This is a genomic window from Hydrogenobacter hydrogenophilus (assembly GCF_900215655.1).
Lineage (GTDB): Bacteria > Aquificota > Aquificia > Aquificales > Aquificaceae > Hydrogenobacter > Hydrogenobacter hydrogenophilus.
In genome coordinates, this window is record NZ_OBEN01000007.1 from 31414 (window position 1) to 55292 (window position 23879).

The 23879-nt window shown below is 41.4% G+C and carries 27 protein-coding genes and 1 tRNA gene; 15 read left to right on the plus strand and 13 right to left on the minus strand.

Annotated elements, in window-relative coordinates:
- Positions 1 to 4 precede the first annotated feature (4 nt).
- Positions 5 to 1300, plus strand: coding sequence for an RIP metalloprotease RseP (gene rseP, locus CP948_RS06315; RefSeq protein WP_096602512.1), 1296 nt, complete (start codon positions 5 to 7; stop codon positions 1298 to 1300).
- On the opposite strand, the gene fsa is transcribed toward rseP, so the two are convergent.
- The 4 genes from fsa to thiS are packed head-to-tail and all read right to left on the minus strand — an operon-like array spanning position 1297 to position 4330.
- A complete protein-coding gene (fsa, locus tag CP948_RS06320) occupies positions 1297 to 1950 on the minus strand; it encodes a fructose-6-phosphate aldolase (RefSeq protein ID WP_096602625.1) in 654 nt (217 codons plus the stop codon). The two genes, rseP and fsa, sit on opposite strands and share 4 nt — an antisense overlap.
- A 20-nt stretch (positions 1951 to 1970) precedes the next feature.
- Positions 1971 to 3296: a protoporphyrinogen oxidase gene (gene hemG / locus CP948_RS06325; RefSeq protein WP_096602514.1), complete on the minus strand. Its 1326-nt coding sequence runs from the start codon at positions 3294 to 3296 to the stop codon at positions 1971 to 1973.
- Complete coding sequence (locus CP948_RS06330; RefSeq protein ID WP_096602516.1) at positions 3293 to 4096, minus strand: thiazole synthase; 804 nt, start codon at positions 4094 to 4096, stop codon at positions 3293 to 3295. The genes hemG and CP948_RS06330 overlap by 4 nt, the downstream gene beginning before the upstream one ends.
- Before the next feature lie 27 nt (positions 4097 to 4123).
- Positions 4124 to 4330 carry a sulfur carrier protein ThiS gene (gene thiS / locus CP948_RS06335; RefSeq protein ID WP_096602518.1) on the minus strand — a complete coding sequence of 69 codons (207 nt, stop codon included), beginning with the start codon at positions 4328 to 4330 and terminating at the stop codon, positions 4124 to 4126.
- 69 nt (positions 4331 to 4399) lie between these two features.
- Between thiS and CP948_RS06340 the strand changes: the two genes are divergently transcribed.
- Together CP948_RS06340 and CP948_RS06345 are read left to right on the plus strand one after the other, a co-directional pair.
- A complete protein-coding gene (locus CP948_RS06340; RefSeq protein ID WP_096602520.1) occupies positions 4400 to 5260 on the plus strand; it encodes a slipin family protein in 861 nt (286 codons plus the stop codon).
- A complete protein-coding gene (locus tag CP948_RS06345) occupies positions 5232 to 6098 on the plus strand; it encodes a DUF58 domain-containing protein (RefSeq protein WP_096602522.1) in 867 nt (288 codons plus the stop codon). Before CP948_RS06340 ends, CP948_RS06345 begins: the two co-directional genes overlap by 29 nt.
- On the opposite strand, the gene pheA is transcribed toward CP948_RS06345, so the two are convergent.
- Complete coding sequence (pheA, locus tag CP948_RS06350; RefSeq protein ID WP_096602524.1) at positions 6081 to 7172, minus strand: prephenate dehydratase; 1092 nt, start codon at positions 7170 to 7172, stop codon at positions 6081 to 6083. The two genes, CP948_RS06345 and pheA, sit on opposite strands and share 18 nt — an antisense overlap.
- Positions 7126 to 7572, minus strand: coding sequence for a hypothetical protein (locus CP948_RS06355; RefSeq protein WP_245810105.1), 447 nt, complete (start codon positions 7570 to 7572; stop codon positions 7126 to 7128). Before CP948_RS06355 ends, pheA begins: the two co-directional genes overlap by 47 nt.
- A gap of 15 nt (positions 7573 to 7587) precedes the next feature.
- Here CP948_RS06355 and thiO point away from each other — a divergent pair, with 15 nt between their 5' ends.
- The 4 genes from thiO (at position 7588) to cfiA (ending at position 12537) form a co-directional block, all read left to right on the plus strand.
- On the plus strand, positions 7588 to 8631 hold the full coding sequence (gene thiO, locus CP948_RS06360) for a glycine oxidase ThiO (RefSeq protein ID WP_096602526.1): 1044 nt from the start codon (positions 7588 to 7590) through the stop codon (positions 8629 to 8631).
- A 65-nt stretch (positions 8632 to 8696) separates the two neighbouring features.
- Positions 8697 to 9116 carry an OsmC family protein gene (locus CP948_RS06365; protein WP_096602528.1) on the plus strand — a complete coding sequence of 140 codons (420 nt, stop codon included), beginning with the start codon at positions 8697 to 8699 and terminating at the stop codon, positions 9114 to 9116.
- 13 nt (positions 9117 to 9129) lie between these two features.
- Complete coding sequence (gene accC / locus CP948_RS06370; protein WP_096602530.1) at positions 9130 to 10548, plus strand: acetyl-CoA carboxylase biotin carboxylase subunit; 1419 nt, start codon at positions 9130 to 9132, stop codon at positions 10546 to 10548.
- Positions 10549 to 10578: 30 nt separating this feature from the next.
- On the plus strand, positions 10579 to 12537 hold the full coding sequence (gene cfiA, locus CP948_RS06375) for a 2-oxoglutarate carboxylase large subunit (RefSeq protein WP_096602532.1): 1959 nt from the start codon (positions 10579 to 10581) through the stop codon (positions 12535 to 12537).
- On the opposite strand, the gene ygfZ is transcribed toward cfiA, so the two are convergent.
- Positions 12534 to 13433, minus strand: coding sequence for a CAF17-like 4Fe-4S cluster assembly/insertion protein YgfZ (ygfZ, locus tag CP948_RS06380; protein WP_096602535.1), 900 nt, complete (start codon positions 13431 to 13433; stop codon positions 12534 to 12536). The genes cfiA and ygfZ overlap by 4 nt on opposite strands.
- A gap of 111 nt (positions 13434 to 13544) precedes the next feature.
- Here ygfZ and CP948_RS06385 point away from each other — a divergent pair, with 111 nt between their 5' ends.
- Positions 13545 to 13877 carry a DUF2325 domain-containing protein gene (locus tag CP948_RS06385; protein ID WP_096602537.1) on the plus strand — a complete coding sequence of 111 codons (333 nt, stop codon included), beginning with the start codon at positions 13545 to 13547 and terminating at the stop codon, positions 13875 to 13877.
- Positions 13826 to 15202 carry an argininosuccinate lyase gene (gene argH / locus CP948_RS06390; protein ID WP_096602539.1) on the plus strand — a complete coding sequence of 459 codons (1377 nt, stop codon included), beginning with the start codon at positions 13826 to 13828 and terminating at the stop codon, positions 15200 to 15202. Before CP948_RS06385 ends, argH begins: the two co-directional genes overlap by 52 nt.
- Here argH and hisC read toward each other — a convergent pair.
- Both hisC and CP948_RS06400 read right to left on the minus strand, forming a co-directional pair.
- The gene (gene hisC, locus CP948_RS06395) at positions 15195 to 16250 is read right to left on the minus strand and encodes a histidinol-phosphate transaminase (RefSeq protein WP_096602541.1); all 1056 of its coding nucleotides are present in this window, start codon (positions 16248 to 16250) and stop codon (positions 15195 to 15197) included. The two genes, argH and hisC, sit on opposite strands and share 8 nt — an antisense overlap.
- Positions 16247 to 16486 (minus strand): hypothetical protein, encoded by a 240-nt coding sequence (locus CP948_RS06400; protein ID WP_096602543.1) that lies wholly within the window; start codon positions 16484 to 16486, stop codon positions 16247 to 16249. The genes hisC and CP948_RS06400 overlap by 4 nt, the downstream gene beginning before the upstream one ends.
- A 39-nt stretch (positions 16487 to 16525) precedes the next feature.
- Between CP948_RS06400 and CP948_RS06405 the strand changes: the two genes are divergently transcribed.
- Positions 16526 to 17284, plus strand: a complete 759-nt coding sequence (locus CP948_RS06405) for a ChaN family lipoprotein (RefSeq protein ID WP_096602545.1) — start codon at positions 16526 to 16528, stop codon at positions 17282 to 17284.
- On the opposite strand, the gene CP948_RS06410 is transcribed toward CP948_RS06405, so the two are convergent.
- The gene (locus CP948_RS06410) at positions 17232 to 18497 is read right to left on the minus strand and encodes a nicotinate phosphoribosyltransferase (protein ID WP_096602547.1); all 1266 of its coding nucleotides are present in this window, start codon (positions 18495 to 18497) and stop codon (positions 17232 to 17234) included. The genes CP948_RS06405 and CP948_RS06410 overlap by 53 nt on opposite strands.
- 16 nt (positions 18498 to 18513) lie before the next feature.
- Between CP948_RS06410 and CP948_RS06415 the strand changes: the two genes are divergently transcribed.
- The 5 genes from CP948_RS06415 to pyrF are packed head-to-tail and all read left to right on the plus strand — an operon-like array spanning position 18514 to position 21400.
- A complete protein-coding gene (locus CP948_RS06415) occupies positions 18514 to 18750 on the plus strand; it encodes a tetratricopeptide repeat protein (RefSeq protein ID WP_096602549.1) in 237 nt (78 codons plus the stop codon).
- A gap of 16 nt (positions 18751 to 18766) precedes the next feature.
- A complete protein-coding gene (locus CP948_RS06420) occupies positions 18767 to 19282 on the plus strand; it encodes a TlpA disulfide reductase family protein (RefSeq protein ID WP_096602551.1) in 516 nt (171 codons plus the stop codon).
- Between the two features lie 2 nt (positions 19283 to 19284).
- On the plus strand, positions 19285 to 20124 hold the full coding sequence (locus tag CP948_RS06425) for a cytochrome c biogenesis CcdA family protein (RefSeq protein WP_096602553.1): 840 nt from the start codon (positions 19285 to 19287) through the stop codon (positions 20122 to 20124).
- 6 nt (positions 20125 to 20130) lie between these two features.
- A complete protein-coding gene (gene hisH, locus CP948_RS06430) occupies positions 20131 to 20739 on the plus strand; it encodes an imidazole glycerol phosphate synthase subunit HisH (RefSeq protein WP_096602627.1) in 609 nt (202 codons plus the stop codon).
- Positions 20732 to 21400: an orotidine-5'-phosphate decarboxylase gene (gene pyrF / locus CP948_RS06435; RefSeq protein ID WP_096602555.1), complete on the plus strand. Its 669-nt coding sequence runs from the start codon at positions 20732 to 20734 to the stop codon at positions 21398 to 21400. The genes hisH and pyrF overlap by 8 nt, the downstream gene beginning before the upstream one ends.
- Positions 21401 to 21911: 511 nt before the next feature.
- Here pyrF and CP948_RS06445 read toward each other — a convergent pair.
- The 3 genes from CP948_RS06445 to CP948_RS06455 all read right to left on the minus strand — a co-directional run bounded on the left by CP948_RS06445 (position 21912) and on the right by CP948_RS06455 (position 23879).
- Positions 21912 to 21984: transfer RNA gene (locus tag CP948_RS06445), tRNA-Lys, on the minus strand.
- On the minus strand, positions 21947 to 22942 hold the full coding sequence (gene lpxK / locus CP948_RS06450; protein ID WP_338033537.1) for a tetraacyldisaccharide 4'-kinase: 996 nt from the start codon (positions 22940 to 22942) through the stop codon (positions 21947 to 21949). The genes CP948_RS06445 and lpxK overlap by 38 nt, the downstream gene beginning before the upstream one ends.
- Positions 22914 to 23879, minus strand: a complete 966-nt coding sequence (locus CP948_RS06455; RefSeq protein WP_096602557.1) for a flippase-like domain-containing protein — start codon at positions 23877 to 23879, stop codon at positions 22914 to 22916. The genes lpxK and CP948_RS06455 overlap by 29 nt, the downstream gene beginning before the upstream one ends.

The window sequence follows — 23879 nt, forward strand, 5'->3', positions numbered from 1 at the left end:
ACCCATGGAGACACTTTTAGCTTTTTTGATACTCATAGGTGTGCTTGTGTGGTTTCATGAGTTTGGACACTTTCTTTTTGCCAAACTTTTCGGTGTAAAGGTAGAGGTTTTTTCTATAGGTTTTGGTCCAGTGGTTTTAAGTAAGAAGTGGGGAGAGACTGAGTATAGGGTATCTGCCATACCTTTGGGTGGGTTTGTCAAGCTCTACGGCGAAGAAGAAAACTCAGATGACCCAAGAGCTTTTTCTTCAAAGAAGAATTATCAAAAGATACTTATAGCCAGTGGAGGACCTCTTTTTAATTTTATATTGGCGGTTCTTTTGTTTGCTCTCATCTTTTCTGTAGGAAAACCTACACCTTCCTATGTACTTGAAAAACCTCTTGTAGGACATGTGGTGGAAAACAGCCCAGCACAAAAGCTTGGACTAAAAGAAGGAGATCTTTTATTAGAGATAAACGGTAAGAAGGTAAACACATGGAAGGACTTTGAAAATGTTGTGCTTGAGAGTGTATTGAAAAAGAACTGGAACATAGTGGTACTCAGAAACGGTCAGGTACTGCAACTTTCTGGAAGTGTGGAGCTTTCTAAGGCTCACTCTTTTGGTGTTGAGCCTTACATTAAACCTGTCATAGGCAAGGTTCTTCCAAAAAGCCCAGCGGAGCAAGTAGGTATAAAAGAAGGAGATGAAATATTAGAAATAAACGGCAAAAAGGTTAAAAGTTGGTACGATGCGGTAGCCCTCATAAGAAGTACAAAGGGGGAGATTATAAAGCTTAAGATCAAAAGGGACGGACAGGTTCTTGAGAAGCATGTGATACCTATGGTTGATAAAAGGACGGGCACTCCTCTTTTGGGTGTATCACCGCGCATAGAACTCATAAGCGTAAAAGAGCCATTAGGTGAAGCTGTCTTGGAAGCTTTTAAGAAAACACAGGATTTAACAGTCTTGTCCATTAAAGCTCTTTGGGGTTTAATTACCGGTGGTCTTTCCCTAAAAACGCTTGGTGGTCCTATAGCTATTGCTCAGTTGGCTGGAGAATCTGCCCAGCAGGGGCTCATAGCTTTTCTTGGTATGATGGCTTTTATATCCGTTCAGCTTGCAGTTTTCAATCTCATTCCTCTTCCTGTACTTGACGGTGGCTTAATACTCCTCTTTCTTATAGAATCTATTAGGAGAAGACCTCTTTCGCAGAAGTTCAAAGAAAACTGGCAAAAAGTAGGCTTTGCCATCATTATAGCTCTTTCAGCTTTTGTTATACTCAACGATATAGTGAGACTTATAACCGGTAGTGGTGTTTAAAAGGGCCTGCCTGGAACCTTTTCCCAATCTTTGAGAAACTGCTCCAATCCTTTGTCAGTTAGAGGATGATTGAAGAGCTTTTTCATCACTTCAAAGGGCATGGTGCATATATCAGCACCTATGAGAGCAGCCTCCACCACATGCATGGGGTGGCGCACACTTGCTACTATGATCTGTGTATCTATGTCGTAGTTATCAAAGATGGTTTTGACTTCTCTTATGAGCTTCATACCTTCTCCAGATATATCATCCAGTCTTCCTATGAAGGGGGAGACAAAGGTGGCACCTGCCTTTGCAGCAATGAGAGCTTGAGCGGGTGAGAAGATGAGAGTCACATTTACAGGTATGCCTTCAGATTCAAGTACTTGAATGGCTTTTACACCTTCTGGAGTCATGGGTATCTTTACCACCACATTATCGCCAAGCTCAGCAAGCATCCTTCCCTCTTTTATCATACCTTCCGCGTTAAGGGAAACAGTTTCTAAGCTCACAGGACCATCTACGAGTTTAACTATCTCTTTAGCTACTTCCATAAAGGATCTACCCGTCTTGGCTATAAGCGTGGGATTAGTGGTCACGCCGTCAAGGATACCCCACTCTAACGCTTGCTTTATTTCGTCTACATTTCCTGTATCCAAAAAGAACTGCATCTTGTCCGCCTCCATAATAATTATACCACAGCACCTTTTTTGAGTTCAAGGAATTCTAAAACCCTCTGTGCTACCTGATAAGATGCTCTAATACAATCTGCTACGGATACACCGTAAAGGTAATTGCCCGTTAGAAATAGACCTGGTTGTTCCTTTTCTATGGAATTTGCCAAGTCCAAGTACCTACCGTATCCCAGCGTGTACTGAGGTATTCCCTTCTTCCAGCGCGTTATCCTTATAATTTCAAAATGCTCTATTTTTAGTATTTCCTTTAATTCTTTTTCTACAATGCTCACCACTGCTTCGTCTGAGTAATCTACTATCTGCGGATCTGTAGCTCCACCTAAGTATAAGGTAAGCAGGTCCTTTCCTTTGGGGCTTCTACCCGCAAAGAGCTGTGAGGAGAATATCACACCAAGTATTCTTTTGCCTTCCCTTCTTGGCACCAAAAAGCCAAAGCCCTCTGGCAGACTACCCGCATTTACGGATATGTGCATCACAAGTACAGGCGCATAGTAAATCTTATCAAATTCTTCTGACACGCTCCAAGAGAGATCTCTGAGGAGGTAGCTTGCGGATGTAGAGGGTGTAGCAACTACTACCGCTTTGGCTGAAAACTTACCCTCCTTGGTGTCCAAAAGGAAAAACTCATCTTTCCTTCTTATTCTTAGGACTACATTTCCTTTGAGCACTTCAAGTTTTTCTGAAAGTTTGTTTATTAAGGTTTTATTGCCATCTTTAAAAGATATGAGTTTTCCAGAAGGACCTAAGGCTTTTAACTTTATGGCACCCCTTATAACGCTTCCGTACCTTTCTTCAAGCTCATACACTTTTCTGACCGCATACTTTACGGAAAGTTCTTCTGGGTCTCCCGCATAAACTCCAGACACAAAGGGTGCAACCACATAATCTAAAAACTCTTTTCCAAACCTGCGCCTTACAAACTCCGCTATACTCTCTTCTTTTTTGGGAGATTTGGGCACAAAGGGTTCTCTCAGGAGCCTGAGTTTTCCACTAAAGGACAGGAAGGGTGATGTGATAAACTCCAAAGGAGAAAGGGGAAGAGCAACGAGCCTGCCCTTTTTATATATGTACCTTTTTTTGGAAGATGGGTTGGCATATATGGGTTCTAAATGCAGGTCCTTTAAAAAATCTTCCATCTTACTATCTGCAAGAACTGTCTGAGGTCCCAATTCACACAGATACCCATCTATGTATTCACTCTGTATGTTTCCTCCCAAAACCTCTTCCTTTTCAAAGACCTTTACTTCTACACCAGCTTTTTTTAGATGATGAGCTACCGAAAGACCAGATATACCGCTTCCTATTATCGCAACTTCCATCATGATTTGTAAGGAACACCCTTTAAAGGAGAAGAGGGAACTGCGTATGTTCTCTTTGGCATTCTACCTGCAAGGTAAGAGAGCCTACCTGCTATCACTGCGTACTTCATGGCTACTGCCATCTTTATGGGGTCCTTTGCTTCTGCAAGAGCAGTGTTGGTAAGAATGGCATCAACGCCAAGCTCCATAACGGGTGGTATGTCAGCGGCGCTTCCTATACCAGCGTCCACTATAACGGGGATAGAAACAGACTCTTTGATAAACATAATGTTGTAGGGGTTTTGAAGTCCAAGTCCTGATCCTATGGGTGCTGCCAAGGGCATAACCGCTGCACAGCCTACATCTTCAAACTTTTTGGCATAAACAGGATCATCAAATATGTAAGGAAGTACCACAAAACCTTCTTTCACCAAAATTTTAGCAGCTTTCAGGGTCTCTTCCATGTCCGGAAGGAGTGTTTTTTGGTCTCCTATAACCTCAAGCTTTATCCAGTTTATGCCTGTGGCTTCTCTTGCAAGCATGGCGGTTTTAATGGCCTCTTCTGCAGTATAACAACCAGCAGTGTTGGGAAGTATTAGGTACTTTTTGGGGTCTATATAATCTAACAAGTTTTCCTTATTTGGGTCTGTAATGTTAACTCTTCTGACTGCTACCGTTATTATTTCCGCACCGCTCGCTTCAAGGACTTCCTTATTCTGCTGAAAGCTTTTGAACTTTCCAGAGCCTATTATGAGCCTTGACCTAAATGTCCTTCCTGCTATTTCAAGTGGGTCTTCCTCTAAGAGCTTTTCCACATCAAGCATATAAAACCTCCGTGAATAGATTTTATATCAACCGCCACCTACCAAGTGTATGATCTCAACACTATCGCCTTCTTTTAACCTTACATCCGTGTATTTACTCTTAGGAATTACCTCTCCGTTAACAGAGATGGCAAGCCCTACCTCTCTAAAGGCTATACCCAAGTAGTTCAGAAGTTCATTCAAGTTAAGCTCTCTCTCTACTTCTCTTGGCTCACCGTTTATGTAAAGAACCATGTGTATAAAATATACATTTTAAAAGCTTCATCATCAAGGGGAGCGTTGTATAATTCTTTCCTACATGCCATGAGAGGGATTTTAGAGGTTTTGCCTTTTTTGCTGTTTCTTGTGGTAGTGTTTGGTGCTATCTTTGGAGTAGACCTTTTAAAAATCGTAGGGGGTGCTAATATGCCTTTGGTTATTCTCTTGGTTTTAGTGGTTATCTTTTTATCAGTAAGTGTTAAGATAGTTCCCGAATACCAAAGAGCGGTTATTTTTAGGCTGGGAAGGGTTATAGGAGCAAAGGGTCCAGGGCTTTTTATACTCATACCCATAATAGACAGAATGGTCAAAATGGACCTCAGAACTGTGACTCTTGATGTGCCCACTCAGGACATAATAACTAAGGACAATGTGTCTGTCAGCGTGGACGCGGTTGTCTATTTCAGAGTTGTAGATCCGGTAAAGGCTGTGGTGGAAGTAGAAAACTACTACTATGCTACATCGCAGATAGCTCAAACTACTTTAAGAAGCGTTTGCGGTGCTGTGGAACTTGACGAGCTTCTTGCAGAGAGGGAAAAGCTAAACATACAACTGCAGGAGATAATAGACAGGCAAACAGACCCATGGGGCGTCAAGGTGGTGGCGGTAGAGCTAAAAAAGATAGACCTTCCTGAGGAACTCAGGCGTGCTATGGCAAGGCAGGCAGAAGCAGAAAGAGAAAGAAGAGCTAAGATCATAACCGCAGAAGCAGAGTATCAGGCGGCTCAAAAGCTTGCAGACGCTGCCAAGATCTTAGCATCAGAACCCTTAGCTTTGCAAATTAGATATCTGGAAACAATACAGACAGTTAGTTCAAAGCCGGGCAACACCATCCTAATACCCATTCCCTTGGAGATGATGAAGTTTTTCACAAAAGATGAGGAAAAGATACAGGGTAAGAGTTAATCGCTCAGGAATCATCTTCATAGGCATAACGGTATTTTTTGGTGTTGCAGCGGTAAACACAGCAAACAACCTCCTTTACTTAGTTGTGTCTTCTATGCTTTCCTTTATGTTAGTATCTGGCTTGATCTCTCTTTATAACCTGCGTGGCCTCAGTATCAAGCTTATCCCACCTGCGGAAGTTTATGCCATGAGGTACGAAAATTTTAGGCTATTAGTAGAAAACAGAAAGAGACTACCCTCCTTCCTCATAAGATTCCCTTCTAAACTAAAAGATGAAACCCTGCCAATAATCTTCAAAAGAGGAGAAACTAATGTAAGTCTATTTTTTGAAAGGAGAGGTCTTTATCAAAATGTGCAAGTTGTTATAGCAACAAGCTTTCCTGTGGGACTTTTTGAGAGATACTATGTAGAAGTTGTGCCTATAAACTTAGTGGTTTTTCCTAAGCCAATTCCTACAAAGCTAAGCTTTTTAGAAAGCTCATCTACCAAGGAGATGGGAGAGAGTTTCCAGAGTCTTACCAGAGGATACGACGAGGTGCATTCCATAAGGGAGTACAGAGGAGAACCTGTAAAGCTTATACACTGGAAAGCTTCTGCCAAAACAGGCAAGCTTTATGTAAAGGATACCTACTCGCAGGAAAAAAGCCCTATAGTGCTTTCCCTTGATTTAGTTGATGGTAGCAAAGAAGAAAAAGTCTCTAAACTGGCTTATCTTGTGATAAAGCTGATAAGTGAAGGCTATCCCGTAGGGCTAAAGATAGGTGAGGACATAATACCTCCTGCTACTGGTGAAAGGCACAAAAGGGAGATTCTTACCGCCTTAGCTCTCCTCAAATAGAGCCTTAGGGTAAGAACCAAGGATCTTTATGATACGGTTGTTTTTGGAAAGGGACTCCAGCGCCATTTTGACATTCTCATCTTCCATGTGTCCGTCCAAGTCAACAAAGAAGACATAATCCCACGCCTTCTTTTTAGAAGGTCTTGACTCTATTTTAGTAAGGTTAACTCCGTATATGTAAAAGCTTTCTAAAGTTTTGTAAAGATCACCAGGTTTGTTTCTGACTGCAAGTATGAGGCTCGTTTTGTCCTTCCCTGTTCGTTTCACACTTCTCTTTCCTATAACGAGAAATCTGGTGAAGTTGTTAGAACTGTCCTGTATGTTTTCTGCAAGGATGCCCAGATGATAAGTGTAAGATGCCACTTCACTGGCTATGGCTGCAGCATCTTCAAGCTCAAGAACTATCTCACATGCCCTTGCGGTGCTTTCCGTTTCTATGATCTGAGCATTTGGTAAGTTTTTATCTAACCAAGTCCTACATTGAGCTAAGGCATGCCTGTGAGAGTATATTCTTTTCACATCTTTTAGGTTTGAGAGGTTAGAGAGGAGGTGTAGCCTTATAGGAATGACTACCTCACCTACTATCTTTAGGTCATACTCTAAAAACATGTCAAGGGTGTAATTGACAACACCTTCTATAGTGTTCTCTACAGGCACCACGCCGTAATCTACTCTGTCCAAGTCCACTTCACTGAAAACATCCCTTATGGTACTTACAGGTACATAATGTACGGAAAAACCAAAATACTCAAGAGCAGCCTGATGGGTAAAAGTGGCTTTTGGTCCCAAATAGGCAACCCTTAGTGGTTTTTCAACAGATAAACACGCAGACATAACTTCCCTGTATACATGAAAAAGAGCCTCTTCGGGAAACTTTCCGCCGTAAAGTTCTCTGTTTAGTTTTAGGAGCCTCTCAAATACCTCTCTTTCCCTTTCTGGTGCGTGTATATCAAGCCCTGCGTTTTTTTTAAGCTCGCCTATCCTTTGAGCTATACTTATCCTTTCGTTAAGGAGTCTTAGGATCTCCTCATCTATACGGTCTATTTCCTTCCGTAAAGCCCATATCTCGTCCATGAGAATAGTTTATATAAAAATAGGGATTTTCTTTACTTCTCTGTTTCCAGTATTTGCGCCTTTTTCTGTAGACTTCTCTTAGATATTCCGGAAGGGTTAAGCTTGGATGTCTGCCCTTTGCTATACTGCGAAGGTGCCACCACCACTTTTCGGGAGGTTGTGTAGGATCATCCGTTAGAGGTTCATCAGAACTATCAAGAAGGTCTATAAACCTGTGTACATTCTGAAGAAGTTTCCTGTCCGTTTTTCTTACATACACGCTATCATCAAGTCCTTCCTGATGTATCTTTTCTCTGAGCCTTATTATAAGGTCTGGGTATCCTATACCGTAGTTCAAAAGCATTTCCACTTCTGCAAAATAAACATAATCTGTATCAAGTTTCCTTTTTAACTCTCCCATATAACTTATTATAACATGACAAAAATCATTGTGGTAGGAAGCGGAATTATAGGTCTTAGTAGTGCGCTTTTTTTGTCTCTTTCTGGCTTTAGGGTAAGTCTTATAACCAAAAATCCTGAGGAAGCGGTATCATGGGTGGCAGGAGGCATGTTGGCACCTTTTTCAGAGGGGCTCGAAGGTGTGCTATTTGATTTCTCTTACCGTAGTCTAAAGGAGTATCCGTCCTATGTGGAACTCATCAGAGAAGTGTCTGGGCAAAAGATAGATCTGTGGATGGAAGGTATAAACAGAGTGGTGCTAAAGGGAGAGGAAGATACCCTTAGAAAGGCAAGGAGGTACATTAAAGAGGGTTTTAAGCTTGAGATATTAACGCCTAAAGCTCAGCTTTCTGATTGTGTGGACTGCGTTATACATTACGCGGAGGAAGGTTGGGTAGATGTACCTATGCTTATGGATGCTCTTCTGTTTGCGATAAACAGAGAGGGTGTGGAGTTTATAACAGACAGAATACACAAAGTGATTACCAAAGACAGAAGGGTTATCAGGTTAGAAGGCGTTAAAAACAGATACGAAGCGGACTTTTATGTGTTTTGCACCGGCACATGGACAAGGGAGCTTTTTGACCTTCCCGTCTTTCCTGTCAAAGGTCAGGCTCTTAAGGTAAAGTATCCTCATGTGGATAGGGTTTACTACTCTTTAATTTCTTACATAATTCCAAGGAGTAAGTATGTTTATATAGGTGCAACCACCGAAAAACAAAACACAGACCCTCAGGTATCTCTTGAAGGCATAAAGACGCTATCGGAAAACGCTATACGTATAATGCCTACCATAAGCTCCGCTCAGTTTTTATCCGCTGTGGTAGGTTTCAGACCAGCCACACCTGATGAACTTCCCATCTTTGATCTTGGAGAGAACTACATGCTACTGACAGGACACTACAGAAACGGCATACTTCATGCTCCTATGACTGTAAGAGTATTACAGGATTACTTACTTAAAGGTGAGAGGTCTTACTACTTGGACTACTTTTCCCCAGAAAGGTTCAAAAACCCATGATTTAAGTTAGCACTTTTTGTAAGGGGAAGTTATAATAAATGATCCACTAACAAAAGGAGGTGTGTATGAAGGTAAAGGTGGTGCAAAAAGAGGACTTTCACTTTGTGGGTAGTGGTGAATCCGGAAGGGAAGTGCTCATAGATGCTGCTGGGTATGTGGGTGGTAAAGGAAGGGGTGTAAGGCCACCGGAACTTCTCTTTCATTCCATAGCAGGATGCGTAGGCATACACCTTTACGAGGCTCTTCATAAGGAAGGCAAGCACACACAACACATAGAGATAGAAACAGACGCGGAGAGAATAACTGAGGGCTATCCAAAAGTTTTTACCAAAATATACCTCTTTGTAAAAGTTAAAGGAGATGTAAGTGAAGAGGACGTTAAAAAGGCTCTGGACAAGGTGATTTACAACCCTGGTACCTGCTCCATAGCCTACATGATAAACCAAGTGGCACCCATAGAGTATAAGGTGGAACTCATAAGCTGAGCGGAGGCAGACCATGTTTAAAAAAGTCCTTATAGCCAACAGAGGAGAAATAGCCTGTAGGATAATAAGGGCTTGCAAAGAACTTGGCATACAGACAGTAGCCATATACAACGAGATAGAAGCTACCGCAAGACATGTAAAGATGGCTGATGAAGCCTACATGATAGGCGTAAACCCCTTAGACACATATCTTAATGCTGAAAGGATAGTGGATCTCGCTCTTGAAGTAGGGGCTGATGCCATACATCCCGGTTATGGTTTCCTTGCGGAAAACGAACATTTTGCGCGTCTATGTGAAGAAAAGGGCATAGTGTTCATAGGTCCCCACTGGAAGGTTATAGAACTTATGGGAGATAAAGCAAGATCAAAGGAGGTTATGAAAAAAGCGGGTGTCCCAACAGTACCTGGCAGTGATGGAATATTAAAAGATGTAGAAGAGGCAAAAGCTATAGCAAGAGAGATAGGATACCCAGTGCTTCTTAAGGCTTCCGCAGGTGGTGGAGGAAGAGGTATAAGGATATGCAGGAACGAGGAGGAGCTTGTTAGAAATTATGAAAACGCGTACAACGAAGCGGTCAAAGCCTTCGGAAGAGGTGATCTTCTCCTTGAGAAGTATGTAGAAAACCCAAAGCACATAGAGTTTCAAGTTCTTGGGGACAAGTACGGTAATGTCATACACTTAGGAGAGAGGGACTGTTCCATACAGAGAAGAAACCAAAAGCTTGTGGAGATAGCTCCTTCCTTACTTTTGACTCCTGAGCAGAGGGAGTATTACGGAAGCTTGGTGGTAAAAGCGGCAAAGGAGATAGGTTATTACAGTGCAGGAACTATGGAGTTCATAGCGGACGAGAAAGGAAACCTTTACTTTATTGAGATGAACACAAGAATACAGGTAGAACATCCTGTGACGGAAATGATAACGGGCATAGACATAGTAAAGTGGCAAATAAGGATAGCAGCAGGAGAAAAACTCAGGTACTCTCAAGAAGACATAAAGTTCAACGGTTTTTCCATAGAGTGCAGAATAAACGCAGAAGATCCCAAGAAGAACTTTGCACCCAGCATAGGTACCATAGAAAGGTACTATGTGCCGGGAGGCTTTGGTATAAGGGTGGAGCATGCAGCTTCAAAGGGCTACGAGATCACACCCTATTATGATTCTTTAATAGCCAAACTTATAGTGTGGGCTCCCCTTTGGGAGGTTGCGGTGGATAGGATGAGGGCAGCGTTAGAGACTTACGAAATATCCGGTGTAAAAACCACCATACCCCTTTTGATAAACATCATGAAAGAAAAGGACTTTAGAAGCGGAAAGTTTACTACCAAATACTTGGAGGAGCACCCCGAAGTTTTTGATTACGCAGAGCACAGAGATAAAGAAGATTTTGTAGCCTTTATATCCGCTGCCATAGCAAGTTATCACGGACTTTGATATAAAAAACTTGGTCTGGAGGTATAAGGTATGCATGTAGTAGAGATTATGGAAGAGATAAGAGAAAAGATGAAAGAGTTTGAGAAGGGAGGGTTTAGAAAAAAAATACTCATAACTGACCTCACACCAAGAGATGGCCAACAGTGTAAGTTAGCTACAAGGGTTAGAACGGAAGACTTACTGCCTCTTTGCGAGGCTATGGATAAAGTGGGGTTTTATGCGGTTGAGGTTTGGGGAGGTGCCACTTACGATGTGTCTCTTAGATACCTCAAAGAAGACCCTTGGGAAAGGTTAAGGCGTATAAAGGAGGTTATGCCCAACACAAAACTCCAGATGCTATTCAGAGGACAGAACATAGTAGGATACAGGCCCAAATCTGACAAGCTCGTTTATAAGTTTGTAGAAAGAGCCATAAAGAACGGCATAACCGTTTTTAGAGTGTTTGATGCCCTAAATGACAACAGAAACATAAAGACCGCTGTAAAAGCCATAAAAGAGTTTGGTGGTGAAGCTCACGCGGAAATAAGCTACACAAGAAGCCCTATCCACACATACCAAAAGTGGATAGAGTATGCCCTTGAAATAGCAGAAATGGGTGCGGATTGGCTTTCCTTCAAAGATGCTACAGGTATTATTATGCCCTTTGAGACCTATGCCATCATAAAAGGTATAAAGGAGGCTACCGGTGGAAAATTGCCTGTACTACTTCATAACCACGACATGAGCGGGACAGCCATAGTCAATCACATGATGGCTGTGCTTGCAGGGGTTGATATGTTGGATACGGTGCTTTCTCCCCTCGCCTTTGGTTCCTCTCATCCAGCTACAGAATCTGTGGTTGCCATGCTTGAAGGCACGCCCTTTGACACAGGTCTGGACATGAGAAAGTTAGATGAACTTGCGGAAATAGTCAAGCAGATAAGGAAGAAGTACAAAAAGTACGAAACCGAGTACGCAGGAGTCAACGCAAAAGTGCTCATACACAAGATACCCGGTGGCATGATATCCAACATGGTAGCCCAACTCATAGAAGCAAACGCTTTGGACAAGATAGAACAAGCCCTTGCGGAAGTACCTAATGTAGAAAGGGACTTAGGATACCCACCACTTCTGACACCTTCCTCACAGATAGTAGGCGTTCAGGCTGTTTTGAATGTCATATCCGGTGAGCGCTACAAAGTTATAACAAAAGAAGTAAGAGACTATGTGGAAGGCAAATACGGAAAGCCACCAGGTCCCATATCCAAGGAGCTTGTAGAGAAGATCCTTGGACCTGGAAAAGAACCAGATTTCTCCATAAGAGCAGCGGACCTTGCAGACCCTAACGACTGGGATAAAGCATACGAAGAGACAAAGGCGATTCTTGGAAGAGAACCCACAGATGAAGAGGTGCTACTGTATGCGCTGTTCCCCATGCAGGCAAAAGACTTTTTCATAGCAAGAGAAAAAGGAGAGCTTCATCCAGAACCTGTTGAGGAGCTTGCAGAAGCTACAGAAGTCAAACCCGGCACAGTGCCTGGTGCTGCACCCGTTGAATTTGAAATAATCTATCACGGTGAGAAGTTTAAGGTAAAGATAGAAGGTGTAAGCGCTCATCAGGAACCAGGAAAACCCAGAAAGTACTACATAAAGGTGGATGGAAGACTGGAAGAGGTTCAGTTAACACCCATAGTAGAGGCGGTACCTTCGGGTGGTCCATCTGCGGTAGCAGTTCAGGCAGAAGAGAAAGGCATACCAAAAGCTACACAACCCGGAGATGCCACCGCTCCCATGCCGGGAAGGGTAGTTAGAGTTCTCGTACAGGAAGGCGAAAGCGTAAAAGAAGGGCAAACAGTAGCCATAGTGGAAGCTATGAAGATGGAAAACGAGATACACGCTCCCATAAGTGGTGTTGTAAAGAAGATCTTCGTAAAACCCGGTGATAATGTAACGCCCGACGATGCCCTTCTGAGAATAGAACCTGTAGAGGAAGAGATCAGCTACGGCTAAGAAACTACTTCTAAAAGCTTAACCTCTCCTGCACCGCAGGGGAGGGTTTTACCTATTTGCGCCTTTGCCCTTAGAATGTATCCCAGTGCTTTATCTCCCTTAGAATTGACAGAAGTGATCAAGCCTATATCCTTGTTATCTTCTCTAATTTTGTCACCTTCCTTAACATTCTTTACCTCAAACTTTGCCAGAGTTCTTGGGGTTCTACCTCTGTAATACACCCTCGCTATAGCTTCCTGTCCCACATAACAGCCTTTTGTAAGGCTTATAGCATAAGAAAGCAGTCCTGCTTCTAAAGGAGAAAAGCCCTCCCTTAGCTCCTTCCTTATGCGAGGGATTAGCTTTTCTATTCTTATATCTTCAAACTCTTGTGGGGTTATCCTACCTACGCGGTTGAGTATTTCTTCTAACTTTTCTCTACTCCCGAGTATGTCATATCCTTCTTCTCTCAAGCGCATGTTGTTTTTGGCTACTATCAGTCCATTTAACTCTCTGACCTGTCCATCCTCAAAAGACATCCCAAAAAATTCTTCTACAAACTTTCCTGCACCTTCACCAAAGATAAAAGCGTGGCTAAGTCTTTCTGTTAAGTCTTCAAAGTAAACCCTCATGGAAAGCTTGAGCTTATTAAACTCTTCTAATATGTTTTTTACATCTCCTTCTGTGTCCAGTATGTAGTGGTCGCTTAACTTGTAAACGAAAAAGTCCTCTATAGGCGTCCCGTTCTGTCTTAGCCACAGGTTGTAAGAAAGGCTACTCTCCTTCATACCCTTTATGTCGTTGCTCAAAAGGTTGTGCAAAAAGGCAGTATGTTCTTCTTGAATACCTTTAGGTAAAATCTTACCTTGCTTTCCATAAACCTTTATTTTACGTCTCTCAAGCAGAATGCCTTTCATGGTTTTATAATCCTAAAGCTTTTTTGATTTTATGTGCTGACTTTTGTCATATTGACTCCTAAGGTTTAAAATATTAAAATTGAAATCAAATATCAATAAAAGGAGGTAAGGATGAAACTCGTAGTTCTTGGAGGTCATGATAGGCTAAGGTCAAGAGCGACAAAGTTAGCAAAAAAGTACAACCTGACTGTGAAGTTCATAAATCAGGAAACACAACAGAACATAGACAGTGCTCTGGCGTGCGCAGACTTTGTAATAATCTTCACTTCCCTTAGTGGACACAACATGGTCAAACTCGCCAAAAGGTATGCAAAAGACAGGTGCATTTTTTGCAACTCTCACGGAGTTTGTACCTTAGAAAAAAAGATAAAAGAACTGATAAAATTGTATGAATGCACAAACCTTGGGAAGGAAGGTTCAGAGAAAAAACCGAAGAATTTGTAGAGGAATTTACCCAATCAGTAAGTTTTGACAGAAGACTTGCGGAAGAAGACATACGGCAAAATCTTGCTCATATAAAGACTCTTTTAAAAGCAGGTATACTTACAAAGCAGGAAGCACATCTTCTTGAAAAGCACCTTCTGGACATATTAAAAGAGGTGCAAGAGGGGAGCTTTCCCTTCAGAAAAGAGTTAGAGGATGTGCATATGAATATAGAAGCAGAGCTTATAAAGAGAGCAGGTGAAATTGGCGGAAAACTCCACACGGGTAGGTCAAGGAATGACCAGATAGCTACAGACGAAAGACTTTATATAAAGAGGGAAATAAAGGAATGTGTGATCCTGCTTAAAAACCTCAGAAAAGAACTTGTAAGGCTTGCGGAAAACTCCATAGATATAATAGTACCTGCCTATACACATCTGCAGAGAGCTCAACCTATAAGGCTTTCTCACTACTTTTTGGCGTACAGAGAGATGTTTTTAAGCGATGAACTAAGACTAATAAACGCTTACAGGCTTGCTGATGCATCACCTTTGGGTTCTGGTGCCGTTGCGGGAGTTGACTTTCCCTTTGATAGGTTCTTTACCGCTCAGGAGCTTGGCTTTAGGTCATTGGTGAGAAACTCCATGTATGCCACATCAGACAGAGATTACTTACTGGATACTCTCTATGCGTGTGCAGTAATAGGCATGCACCTCTCCAGACTTTCGGAAGACCTTATCTTGTGGTCTACGCAAGAGTTTAGCTTTGTGGAACTTCCTGATAGGCTCTGCACTGGTAGTTCCATAATGCCTCAGAAAAAAAACCCAGATGTGTTGGAGCTCATAAGAGGCAAGACGGGAAGACTTTACGGAAACCTCATGTCTCTTCTGACCACTCTAAAGGGACTCCCTACCGCCTATAACAGAGACCTGCAGGAGGATAAAGAGCCCCTATTTGATAGTATTGACACTACAAAAAAGTGTATAGAAGCTATGAACCTTATCCTTGAAGGCTTAAGCGTAAAAGCGGATAGAACAACACCTCCCTTTGGAGATCCCATGACCGCCACAGATATTGCCAACTACCTTGTGATGAAGGGAATACCCTTTAGGGAAGCTCACCGTATTGTGGGGAATCTAATAGCTTATGCAATATCTCAGGGGAAAAACCTCGGTGATCTGAGCCTGAGGGAGTTTAAGGAGTTTTCAGAACTTTTTGAAGAAGATGTCTTTGAGCTTCTTGACCCTCGTGTGGTTGTAGATAGAAGAAAAACATACGGAGGCACATCAAAACAAGAAGTTATAAGACAGATACAGATAGCCAAAAGAGAAGAAGGTGTTAGGTAAAACTTTTCAAAGAATCTTCTAATGCTTCAAGAAAAGCATCGTTTTCTTGTGGAAGCCCAACGCTTACCCTTAAACACCTTTCTAATCTGGGAAGATAAGAGACATTTCTGACAAGAACGCCCCTAACTAAAAGCTCCTTATAAAGCCTCTCTGCAGGGAAGTTAGACCTAAAGAGTATGAAGTTGGCATCTGATGGAAAAACCTCTATGCCTTCCATCTGAGAGAGCTCTCCGAAAAGCCTATCTCTTTCTTTGATAACCGTGTTTATGCTCTCTTCTATAAGTGGGTAGAACTCAGTGAGCATAAGGCGAGCTATCACTTGGGAAGGATAGGTAATGTTAAAAGGCAGTCTCATCTTGTTTATTTCGTAAGCAATCTCTTCTTTTGCTATAAGAATGCCCACTCTTAACCCAGCCATACCTATTTTGGAAAGTGTTCTTAGGACCACAGTATCCTCTCTCTTTATAGCGTCTTCTAAAAAGGTTTTCTTTGAGAAGTGAAAGTAAGCCTCATCAATCACCGTGAAAAGTCCCTCTTGTCTTATACTCTCTATCTTGCTTTGGGTAAAGCACATACCCGTTGGGTTATTAGGATAGGATATAAAAGCAAGTACAGGGGAGTGTGTCTTGATAGCATTAAGAGATAAGGGCAGATCTATGTCCATGTTTTCATCTAAGGGTACTTCTACCCTCTCTCTTCCAAAAACTTTTGCGGATATCTCGTACATGGGAAAAGTAGGAACAGGATAAAACACTCCCCTGTTTGGCTCACCTACTGCTACACTAAGGTAGTAAATGAGTTCATCAGAGCCGTTTCCCAAAACTATGTTTTCTTCTTTCACCTTTAGGTGCTCGGATAAGACTTCTTTGAGCTCGCTGGCGTTTGGATCTGGATACTTGTTTATGGGAATTTTTGATACCTCTTGGGCTATTCTGATGCGCACATCTTCAGGTAGATGTAGGGGTAGCTCGTTAGAAGATAACCTGATCTTTGCTTGTGCAGTTTCCGTTTTATAAGGAGATAGTTTCTTTATTCTATCGCTTATCACGACTGAGTTTGTTCCTCTTCTTTCTCCTCCTCTTCCTCCATTCTTCCTAAGTATAGCTCAAGCTCAGCAACTGTAGACTCCATAAGTTTGTCTTCAAGTATACCCTTTATTAACCTATTTAGCTTCCTCTCATCACCCATAGCTATACCGTTAAGTACATAATAAAGCCTTTTAGGAAGTGAAAGCACTATTCTTTTGTATCTAGGTCCTCCTTTCTTTCTACCTTTTCTTGCCATCATACTCCTCCTTTACTGAATTTATAATTCTATTTTAGCATGTTCTTAAAGGTTTTAGCGCTTCTATTAACAGTTTTTTTCATAGCGGATAACAGAGATTTTGAAAAGCTTATAGAAGAAGCAGATATTATTTACATACCTGAAGAGCATACTTCTGAAAGCGATCATCACTTTCAACTGAAGGTTATTAAACACATGTATACCAAAGGATACAAACTTGTCATAGGAATGGAAATGTTTCAACAGAGCTTTCAGAAATATTTAGATGATTATGTAGATGGAAAGATATCTGAGGAAGAGATGCTTGAAAAAAGTCAGTATAGAAAAAGATGGGGATATGAACCCTCCCTTTACTCTTCCATATGGAGGTTTGCCAGAGAGAAGGGTATAAGGCTTTATGCCCTGAATGTACCCTCGGAGCTTCTTGAAGAGGTAAGACTCTACGGTGTCCAAAAAGTGGAAAATCCCATCATACCCAAACCCCTTATACAGCAGAAAGAAGAAGAAAAGGAGGATCTTCTCAAAGTGTTAGAGTCCCATCCTAAGGTGGACGAAAAGTCTTTCCTTGAAGTTCAAAACCTGTGGGACAATGTTATGGCTTACGCTATAGTCAGGATCATAAAAGAAAATCCCAACACAAAGGTGGTAGTACTTGCAGGCAGGGGACACATAGGAAGAATGGATATGGGCATACCTTACAGGGTAAAAAAATTAGACCCTTCTTTGAAACAGGTCATACTCGCACCTAAGAGTTGTTTTCCACTATCACAGGGTAGTGGGACTTCTCAAGGGATGTAAGATGCTCAGGTAAACTCTTGAGTTCTTCCATCAGGGTTTCTCTTATCTGGCGTAAGGTAGGAAGGTTCTTTTTTAGTGTACCTTTTTCTACTATTAGTTCCACAAGCCCTCCTTCTGTGTATTTTACTACGCGATCATACTCCATCTTTCCACCTGCATAGTGTCTTATAATCTGCCTCTTGTAAGGGAAGGTGGCTTTTCCGGGACTCAGTTTGTATTTAGGCTTTCCTTCGTACTCAACGAGCTTGTAGGCTATGTCAAGGTAGGGTGCATCGTAAGAAGTTATGAACTTAGTGCCTACGCCAAAGGCATCTATGGGACATCCTGCAGTGAGCCATCTTTGTATGTCCCACTCGTCAACACCTCCACTTACCACTATCTTTACATCTTTAAAGCCTTCTTTGTCAAATACTTCTCTGACTTTTTTTGAAAGCTCCTGTATATCTCCACTATCTAATCTGACTCCCACCACTTTTACACCTTCCTTCATGAGCTTGAGTGCTTTTTTTGCACCCTCAAGAGTGTCGTATGTGTCTATAAGCAGTATGGTTCTTTCTGGAAAAGACCTTGCAAAAGCTCTAAAGGCGGATAGCTCTTCTTCAAACACCATCACGAAAGAATGAGCCATAGTACCAAAAACAGGTATGCCAAACTTCATACCTGCAAGAAGATTAGAAGTCCCTTCAAAACCTGCTATGTAGCTCGCTCTTGCTGCGTAAAGTCCAGCTTCTGGCATGTGAGCTCTTCTGAGTCCAAAATCAATAAGAGTTCTACCCTTTGAAACCAGATAACTTCTTACTGCTTTGGAAGCTATCAATGTTTGGAAGTGTATGACATTTATAACTAAAGTCTCAAGTATCTGGACATCTGGCAGAGGACCTTCCACCTGCACAAGGGGTTCGTTTTGAAAAACTATCCTTCCCTCTGGCACCGCGTAAATATTTCCGGTGAATTCATACTCTCTTAGGTAATCAAGGAAACTATCCTTGAATATGTTAAGACTTTCTAGGTATTTAAGTTCTTTGTCGCCAAATTTAAACCTTTGGATGTACTCAAGTAATGTTTCAAGTCCGCAAGAAACCAAAAAGTTTCTGTTGGGAGGGAGGTCTCTCACAAAAAGGCTAAAAACCGCGTTACCAACCTTATCGTTTTCCAAATAACTCTGAGCCATAGTAAGCTCGTAAAGGTCTGTGATAAGAGCTGTGAAGAACATATTATTCTATTATATTATGAAGGACTACAGAGGACCTTTCAGCAAAATGGGAGAAGGACTTGTTGAGAAGTACATAGAAGACCTAAAAAAGGAATTAGAACAAAAGCCTGATGACCCACAACTCAATTTTAAGTTGGGTGTGGCTTATGTAAGGCTTAAAAGGATAGATGAAGCACGCAATGTATATAAAAAACTCAAAAGTCTTGACCCTCAGCTTGCAAAGGAGCTTCTGGATATCATCTACGAAGTTTGAATTATAATTAAAAGATATGAGAAGGATATCTTATCTTTTGGCTCTTTTGCTTCTTGGTGGTTTAATGTTCTTTGCTTTTATGCACAAAAAAGAAGATGAGGAAACCTACAGTGTCAAACCTTCTGTACCTCAAAGTCTTCCGGACTTTACCTTCACCGGTCTGGATGGGAAGGTATACCGTCTTTCGGACTTTAGGGGAAAGGTAGTGCTTCTAAACTTCTGGGCAAGCTGGTGTCCACCCTGTAGGGAAGAGATGCCTATCTTTCAAAAGGTTTATGAGGATTGCAAAAAGTACGGATTTGTTATCTTAGCGGTAAGCATGGATACTAACAGCACCGCAAGGGACGATTATTTAAAGAAGCTAAAACCCTCCTTTTTGATCCTTGAAGGAAATGATAATGTGAAGCTCATAGGTCTTCCCACTTCTTATTTGATAGACAAGGATGGAAAGCTCTACAAGATAAAACTTGGAGTCTATAGAGAAGTCAAGGAAGATGTAGAAAAACTACTCGGTCCTGATAAGAGGTGCTAACCATGTTTGAGGTATCTTTCTTTCTGGCCTTTACAGCAGGTGTTCTTGCCTTCCTTTCGCCTTGCGTGCTTCCTATAATACCTGGATACCTCTCTTACATATCCGGTATGGGTGCACAGGAAGTAAAAGAACAAAAGGAAGGCTTTAACTGGCACATACTCTTTGCATCCGTACTCTTTGTGTTAGGATTTTCCTTGGTTTTTACCTTGCTTGGAGCAGGAGCAAGCGCTATAGGTCAGGTGCTGAGAGACTACCAAGCGCTCATAGCAAAGTTGGGTGGTGCGGTGGTAGTATTCTTTGGTCTTCACTTTGCTGGAGTTTTTCTAAGAGAAAACTTCTTAAAAGAAGCTTTAGGATTAGGGTCTTTGATAACTGGTCTTTACTTTTTGGGTTTTATCTCTCAGAAGTTATTTTTTGATCTTATAGGTATTCTGCTTGTGTGTATGTTTCTATACCTCTTTGGACTCCACGAACTTTTATACAGGCAGACGAGGAAAGATACCAAAAGTAGGCTTCCCCTAATTGGTGCCTTTCTTGTAGGTGTGTTTTTCGCCTTTGGCTGGAGTCCGTGCATAGGTCCCGTACTTGGTTCTATACTTCTGTATGCATCTCAGCAAGAGACGGTAGCTAAAGGTGCCATGCTTCTCTTTGTATTTTCCATGGGCCTTGGTTTACCTTTTATACTGGCAGGGGCTCTTTTTTCTGCCTTTCTGCGTTTTGTGAAAAAGTTCAGTAGGTTCTTTGGAATAGTAGAGCTCATTGGAGGCGTTTTACTTGTAATTCTCGGTGTCCTTCTGACAACAGGAAAACTCAGCGAAATATCAGCACTTCTGGGAGTCTAAACCTTGATAACTGCTCTCATAGACTACGGTATGGGTAATCTCAGAAGTGTTAGCAAAGCATTAGAAAAAGTAGGAATTAAACCTCTGATTACTTCGGACCCTCATATAGTGTCAAAGGCTGAAGCGGTAGTATTACCCGGGGTTGGAGCTTTCAAAGATGCGGTTCAAAACCTAAAGAAAGCTGGACTTTTTTCCGCCGTGATCAGACATATAGAAAAAGGTAAACCTTACTTAGGTATCTGCCTTGGTTTGCAACTGCTTTTTGAGAGAAGTTATGAATTTGGGACAGAGGAAGGCTTTGGCCTCTTAGAAGGTGATGTGGTCTTGTTGCCTACTACTGTCAAAGTACCCCACATAGGTTGGAACCAAGTGTGGAAGAAAAAAGACAGCCGTCTTTTCGAAAACATAAAGGATGGAGATTACTTTTATTTCGTACATTCTTACCATGTAGTACCTAAGAAAGGCGAGGTAATAGCTACACTGACTGACTATGGAATAAACTTCGTTTCTGCTGTAGAGTATGGAAATGTATTTGGAGTTCAGTTTCATCCAGAGAAAAGTCAGAAGTTGGGACTCAAAGTTCTTGAAAACTTCAAAAAGGTAGTCTATGGCTAAGCTGTGTATAGCTTTGGATACGGATTACGCTAAGGCAAAGGAAATCCTTAAAGCCCTGATAGGCTACCCTGTTATCTTTAAGGTGGGTTATAAGCTCTTCATAAGCCATCACAAAGCCATAACTTCCACAGTAAAAGAGATGAATTTTGAGCTTTTTTTGGACCTTAAGCTTCATGATATACCCAATACAGTTAAAAACGCTGTAGTATCCTCCTTAGACTTATCTGCAGACTATCTTACTATTCACGCTCTGTGTGGAAGAGATGCCCTAAGAATGGCAAACCAAGTTAAGGGAAATATGAAACTTCTCTCGGTGACCCTCCTGACAAGTCTAGATGAAAACTTTCTCACAGATTTAGGAATTGACATTCCTGTTGCGGAGTTTGTTTACAGACTTGCCAAGTTGAGCGTAGAAGAAGGACTCGACGGTGTTGTGTGTTCAGGAAAAGAAGTAAGCTTTTTAAAAAGCAGTATAAAAAAAGAGTTTTTGGCAGTTGTGCCTGGTGTTAGCTTAGACAGAGGGAAAGCAGACCAAAAGAGGTCTGTTAGTTTAGAAGAAGCCTTGGAAAAAGGAGCGGACATAATAGTAGTAGGGAGAGACATAGTCCAAGACCAAAACCCCATAAAAAAAGTAGATTACATACTCAAAAAGATGGCTTAAATTATGATCCGTGGAAGTACCAATACTTGATGGTGTGCTTTTTATACTTTCAAGGTTGTTGGAATTTGTAAACATTGGAGTGATCTTCCTTTTTGCGGTGAAAGGTGTTCCTACAAGGTATATATACGCAGTGCTTCTGTTAACCGTTTTGAGCCTTTTGTCTTTTGTAGTGTCTTTGTTCCTCAAAGGTGATCACGCCTTAAAAGTGTCTTTTTTAATAACGCTCGCATCTTTTGTCAGTATGGTATTGATAACACTACACGCTTTAAGAAAAGCAAGTGCCGACATAATTCTGCCAGAAGGTGTAAGGTGTCCCGTCTGTAGTGCTTTTGTAAAACCGCAGAGAGCCTTTGCCCTTCAAGTGGGAAGCACTTACCTTTTTTTTGATGAGGAAGAGCACTTAAAGAAGTTCTTGAGTGCGCCACAGGACTATGCCAAGATAAGAAGGTTGAACATAAAAGAGACACAGATAGGTAAGGCTTATGTATTCAAAGATGGTACCTGGCAACTGTGGGCTGGGCGGGATTCGAACCCGCGACCCACGGATTAAGAGTCCGTTGCTCTGCCAGCTGAGCTACCAGCCCTATTAAATTTAATTATAGCATGCTCAACAAAATCTAACAAACCCGGAACATCCACGGAGTAATCAAGATAATAAATGTTTTCATAAGGTGGAAGCTTTACCACATCCTTAAGGGTAGTTATGTAAAGATGTTTTGATGAGATCTCAAAATTTTTATAATGGTAATGATCTCTAAAGGAAATCTTTTTGAGTATTTTTATCCTCATCTTCTCTAATGTGTTAAAGAACTGCTCGTTATCTCCAATCCCAGCAAAAGCTATAAACTCAAAATCTTCTACTTTTTTTAGCGGATTTCCCCAAATATCCCTAACCTTCCATTCCCTTCTGTAAAGTTTAAACACAGGTTTTGGAACTTCTATGTCCCACTCTTTTATGTCTTGGTAAGACAGGATTATAGCATCTGCCCTAACAATAGAAGAAAGAGGCTCTCTTAGCCTACCCCAAGGTAAAAGATGGTCTTTTAGATCCTTTTCTCTTATAAGAAGGAGGTCTAAATCCCTATGCATCTTTCTGTGCTGAAAACCATCGTCAAGTATGATAAGCTCTGCACCCAGCTTATTGATGGCATAAGAAGACCCTCTGCATCTGTTCTCATCAACTACTACACTTACGTTCCTGAGGATCTTAGCGAGCATAAAAGCTTCGTCTCCTGCTTCTTCCCACCTTGCTTTTATGTCTCCTCTGTGAGATACGAGCAGGGTACCTTTACTTTTTCTCTTATAACCTCTAGAAAGAATGCACACATGGAACTTTTCCGAAAAGTGCTCTGCAATGTATCTGACAAGACTGCTCTTTCCTGTACCGCCTACGCACAGATTACCTACACTAATAACAGGAATACTAAGCTTGCACACCTTGAATACTTTTCTGTCATAAAGGGAGTTTCTCAACATCACTGCAAAACTATAAGGGTTCAAAAGGTCCAAAAAGTTAAGCCTCATGTTTAAACTTCTTGGCATCAATGAGCAAAAGTATAGATAGCAAAATACCTCCAAAAATGGCACTCAGATACTGACTTAAAAACCTCCAAAGGAGAGCAAACACTCCAACCAACAATGGCTCCAGAAACGGGGCAAATACAGAAAGAGCTCCCAGCTCTCCTACACCACTACCACCCGGAGTAGGACTTATAAAAAGAGCGTAAACCAATAAAAGCTGATGTAAAAACACGCTCAGTGGGTCAGCTGATGTATTAAAAGCCTTCACAAGAAACACACCTACCAAGAGAAAGCATATATATAGCAAAATACTGCTAACTACTGCTCCAAGTATGTATATCTTTTTGTCCCTTAAGAATATCTTCATAGCTACTACATACCTTTTGAATATGTTCTTAACCTTACTTATAAACTTTCCGTTGTTAGAATTCTTCTTGAAAAAAACTCTCAAAAATATATAAATTACGGCTGTCAAGAGAAGAACTACCGCAATAAGTTCAAAAAGATCCTTTGCCTGAGAAGGGTTCTTAAACATTTCGTAAAGAGTAATAGGTAAAGCTAAGATGAAAAAGGACATACCGGTTATTGTCTTCATAGTTACAACACTCATAACTTTGTGGAGCCTCCCACCTTTCCTCATTAGAGTGTATATGGATATGAACTCACCACCTACATGTGCTGGTGTGACAGTGGCACCAAAGGTATTTATCAAGGATATTACATAACCGTACAAAAAAGAATACCTAAGACCCATGGCTCTTGAAAGCACAAAAAGTCTTATGTTATCAAAAGTATGGTAGAAGAACATACTCAGCATGGCAAACAAAAGATATCTCTTTTCTAAAAGGAAGAATACGCTTATGATGTCTTTTGGAAAGGTTTTTTTAAGTATGTAAAGAGCGGTTGCAATTATTATGCATACAGTGATGATAGAGCCGTAAAAGATGGATTTGTACAT

What these genes read in the sequence shown, in the direction of transcription:
- rseP (WP_096602512.1), top strand. Translation starts at nt 5, where the DNA reads ATGGAGACACTTTTAGCTTTTTTGATACTCATAGGTGTGCTTGTGTGG.
- fsa (WP_096602625.1), bottom strand. Translation starts at nt 1,950, where the DNA reads ATGCAGTTCTTTTTGGATACAGGAAATGTAGACGAAATAAAGCAAGCG.
- hemG (WP_096602514.1), bottom strand. Translation starts at nt 3,296, where the DNA reads ATGATGGAAGTTGCGATAATAGGAAGCGGTATATCTGGTCTTTCGGTA.
- CP948_RS06330 (WP_096602516.1), bottom strand. Translation starts at nt 4,096, where the DNA reads ATGCTTGATGTGGAAAAGCTCTTAGAGGAAGACCCACTTGAAATAGCA.
- thiS (WP_096602518.1), bottom strand. Translation starts at nt 4,330, where the DNA reads ATGGTTCTTTACATAAACGGTGAGCCAAGAGAAGTAGAGAGAGAGCTT.
- CP948_RS06340 (WP_096602520.1), top strand. Translation starts at nt 4,400, where the DNA reads ATGAGAGGGATTTTAGAGGTTTTGCCTTTTTTGCTGTTTCTTGTGGTA.
- CP948_RS06345 (WP_096602522.1), top strand. Translation starts at nt 5,232, where the DNA reads ATGAGGAAAAGATACAGGGTAAGAGTTAATCGCTCAGGAATCATCTTC.
- pheA (WP_096602524.1), bottom strand. Translation starts at nt 7,172, where the DNA reads ATGGACGAGATATGGGCTTTACGGAAGGAAATAGACCGTATAGATGAG.
- CP948_RS06355 (WP_245810105.1), bottom strand. Translation starts at nt 7,572, where the DNA reads ATGGGAGAGTTAAAAAGGAAACTTGATACAGATTATGTTTATTTTGCA.
- thiO (WP_096602526.1), top strand. Translation starts at nt 7,588, where the DNA reads ATGACAAAAATCATTGTGGTAGGAAGCGGAATTATAGGTCTTAGTAGT.
- CP948_RS06365 (WP_096602528.1), top strand. Translation starts at nt 8,697, where the DNA reads ATGAAGGTAAAGGTGGTGCAAAAAGAGGACTTTCACTTTGTGGGTAGT.
- accC (WP_096602530.1), top strand. Translation starts at nt 9,130, where the DNA reads ATGTTTAAAAAAGTCCTTATAGCCAACAGAGGAGAAATAGCCTGTAGG.
- cfiA (WP_096602532.1), top strand. Translation starts at nt 10,579, where the DNA reads ATGCATGTAGTAGAGATTATGGAAGAGATAAGAGAAAAGATGAAAGAG.
- ygfZ (WP_096602535.1), bottom strand. Translation starts at nt 13,433, where the DNA reads ATGAAAGGCATTCTGCTTGAGAGACGTAAAATAAAGGTTTATGGAAAG.
- CP948_RS06385 (WP_096602537.1), top strand. Translation starts at nt 13,545, where the DNA reads ATGAAACTCGTAGTTCTTGGAGGTCATGATAGGCTAAGGTCAAGAGCG.
- argH (WP_096602539.1), top strand. Translation starts at nt 13,826, where the DNA reads ATGCACAAACCTTGGGAAGGAAGGTTCAGAGAAAAAACCGAAGAATTT.
- CP948_RS06400 (WP_096602543.1), bottom strand. Translation starts at nt 16,486, where the DNA reads ATGGCAAGAAAAGGTAGAAAGAAAGGAGGACCTAGATACAAAAGAATA.
- CP948_RS06405 (WP_096602545.1), top strand. Translation starts at nt 16,526, where the DNA reads ATGTTCTTAAAGGTTTTAGCGCTTCTATTAACAGTTTTTTTCATAGCG.
- CP948_RS06410 (WP_096602547.1), bottom strand. Translation starts at nt 18,497, where the DNA reads ATGTTCTTCACAGCTCTTATCACAGACCTTTACGAGCTTACTATGGCT.
- CP948_RS06415 (WP_096602549.1), top strand. Translation starts at nt 18,514, where the DNA reads ATGAAGGACTACAGAGGACCTTTCAGCAAAATGGGAGAAGGACTTGTT.
- CP948_RS06420 (WP_096602551.1), top strand. Translation starts at nt 18,767, where the DNA reads ATGAGAAGGATATCTTATCTTTTGGCTCTTTTGCTTCTTGGTGGTTTA.
- CP948_RS06425 (WP_096602553.1), top strand. Translation starts at nt 19,285, where the DNA reads ATGTTTGAGGTATCTTTCTTTCTGGCCTTTACAGCAGGTGTTCTTGCC.
- pyrF (WP_096602555.1), top strand. Translation starts at nt 20,732, where the DNA reads ATGGCTAAGCTGTGTATAGCTTTGGATACGGATTACGCTAAGGCAAAG.
- lpxK (WP_338033537.1), bottom strand. Translation starts at nt 22,942, where the DNA reads ATGCCAAGAAGTTTAAACATGAGGCTTAACTTTTTGGACCTTTTGAAC.
- CP948_RS06455 (WP_096602557.1), bottom strand. Translation starts at nt 23,879, where the DNA reads ATGTACAAATCCATCTTTTACGGCTCTATCATCACTGTATGCATAATA.